The sequence below is a fragment of the Microbacterium sp. Bi128 genome, from assembly GCF_918698205.1.
The window spans coordinates 1-1972 of sequence record NZ_CAKKMM010000960.1 but is presented as its reverse complement, the minus strand read 5'-3'; the positions used below and the strand labels follow the sequence as shown (position 1 = coordinate 1972).

General features: G+C 70.0%; 3 protein-coding genes. 1 reads left to right on the top strand and 2 read right to left on the bottom strand.

Annotated features, from left to right (window positions below):
* Together LQV45_RS28530 and LQV45_RS28525 are read right to left on the bottom strand one after the other, a co-directional pair.
* Positions 1-485, bottom strand: a 485-nt coding sequence (locus LQV45_RS28530) for a TetR family transcriptional regulator (protein WP_230010330.1), incomplete at its 3' end; no start/stop codon positions are given.
* Complete coding sequence (locus LQV45_RS28525) at positions 482-1498, bottom strand: aldo/keto reductase (protein ID WP_230010329.1); 1017 nt, start codon at positions 1496-1498, stop codon at positions 482-484. The genes LQV45_RS28525 and LQV45_RS28530, both read right to left, overlap by 4 nt.
* 165 nt (positions 1499-1663) lie before the next feature.
* Here LQV45_RS28525 and LQV45_RS28520 point away from each other — a divergent pair.
* Positions 1664-1972, top strand: a 309-nt coding sequence (locus LQV45_RS28520) for an NAD(P)-binding domain-containing protein (protein ID WP_230010327.1), incomplete at its 3' end; no start/stop codon positions are given.

The window sequence follows — 1972 nt, the reverse complement described above, 5'->3', positions numbered from 1 at the left end:
GACGTGGCGGGCAGGACGGCGCGGCCGGCCGGCACCGGATCCGGGACGGCGAATTCGCCGCTGCTGACGCCGTCGGCAATGATCTCGGTGAGCGCTGCGGCCAGGTGGTCAACGTGGGCCGCCACCACTTCCCGCGCCTCGGCGGTCAGCTGGCCGAACGTGGCAAACAGCTCCGGATCGTTCAGCGCCATGCCCTGCTTGATGGCCGCGAGGCGTTCGAGCCAGCGGAGCAGGCGTTCCGCGGCAGGGCCGTCCGTATCGCGGGCGGGATCCAGCGGCTCCGCGAGGCGGTCCAGCCAGCGCCGGGCCACCGCGTCCCGCAGCGCCACCTTCGTGGGGAAGTGCCGGTACACGCTGCCGTGGCTGACGCCCAGGGCCTTCGCGACGTCAACCACCGTGGCCTTGGCCGGCCCAAAGCGCCGCAGCACGTCTTCCGCGGCGTCGAGGATGCGCTCTTCCGTCAGGACGACGGCGGCAGGGGTCACCGGCGTTCGCTGTCGAGCATGGCCATCTGGCCTGCGTCGTAGCGGGTGCCCGCGGCGGCGTCGGCCGGGACGGCGGCCTCGATCTCCGCGAGGTCCGCGCCGGAGAGGTCCAGTTCGGCTGCTCCCAGCGATTCGGTGAGCCGCTCGCGGCGGCGCGCGCCGACGAGGGGCACGATGTCCTCGCCGCGGGAGAGGACCCAGGCGATGGCGAGCTGGGCGACGGTCGCGCCCTTGCGGTCCGCGATTTCGCGGAGCCGTTCGACGAGCTCGAGGTTCCGCTGCAGGTTCTCGCCGGAGAACCGGGGCAGGTGGGCCCGGAAATCGCGCCGGTTCCCAGTTCCGGCGGCCGGCCAGTGGCCGGAAACCAGGCCGCGGGACAGGACGCCGTATGCCGTGATGCCGATGCCCAGCTCCCGGGCCACCGGCAGGATGTCCTGCTCGATGCCACGGGAGAGGAGGGAGTACTCGATCTGGAGGTCGGAGACCGGGTGGACGGCGTTGGCGCGGCGCAGGGTGTCGGCGCCCACCTCCGAGAGGCCGATGTGGCGGATCAGGCCCTGCTGCACGAGCTCGGCCAGTGCTCCCACGGTTTCTTCCACCGGAACGGACGGATCCAGGCGGGCCGGCCGGTAGATGTCCACGTAGTCGGTGCCGAGGCGCCGGAGGGTGTAGGCCAGGAAGTTATTGATGGCCACCGGACGGGTGTCCACGCCGTTCCATCCGCCCCGGGCATCGCGCAGGACGCCGAACTTCACGCTGATCTGGGCGCTCTCGCGCCGACGGCCGCGGATCGCCTCGCGCAGCAGCATTTCGTTGTGGCCCATGCCGTAGAAGTCGCCGGTGTCCAGCAGGGTCACGCCGGCGTCGAGGGCGGCCTGGATCGTGGCGACGCTCTCGGCGTCGTCGGCGGGGCCGTAAAGATCGGACATGCCCATCAGGCCGAGGCCGATGGCGGCGGTGCTGGGGCCGGTGGAGCCCAGGGTGCGGGGGGTGCCGAGAGTAGAAGTTGTCATGCGATGACCATACAACAATCAGCTGACAGATTTCAAACTTTGTCAGCTGAGAAAGAGCGGACGGGGCGTCGGCATGCTCTTATTGCCGTAGACAGGTCTGTCTGATAGCGTCATGCCCACACGTAGACGAACCTGTCTACTACACGACTTCAGAATGAGGACGCCATGAAGATTGCAGTACTGGGAACCGGCATGGTGGGGCGCACGATTGCCGGCGCACTGGCAGGGCTGGGGCACGACGTCGTGATCGGCACCCGCGACCCGCAGGCGACGCTCGCCCGGACCGAGCCGGACATGATGGGCACCGCGCCGTTCGCCGAGTGGCACGCCGCAAACGCCGGAGTCGACGTCGCCGCCTTTGCTGACGCGGCATCCGGCGCCGAGCTGATCGTCAATGCCACCAACGGCGCCGGCTCGCTGGCCGCGCTGGCCGCAGCGGGGACCCCGAACCTCGCCGGCAAGATCATCATGGAC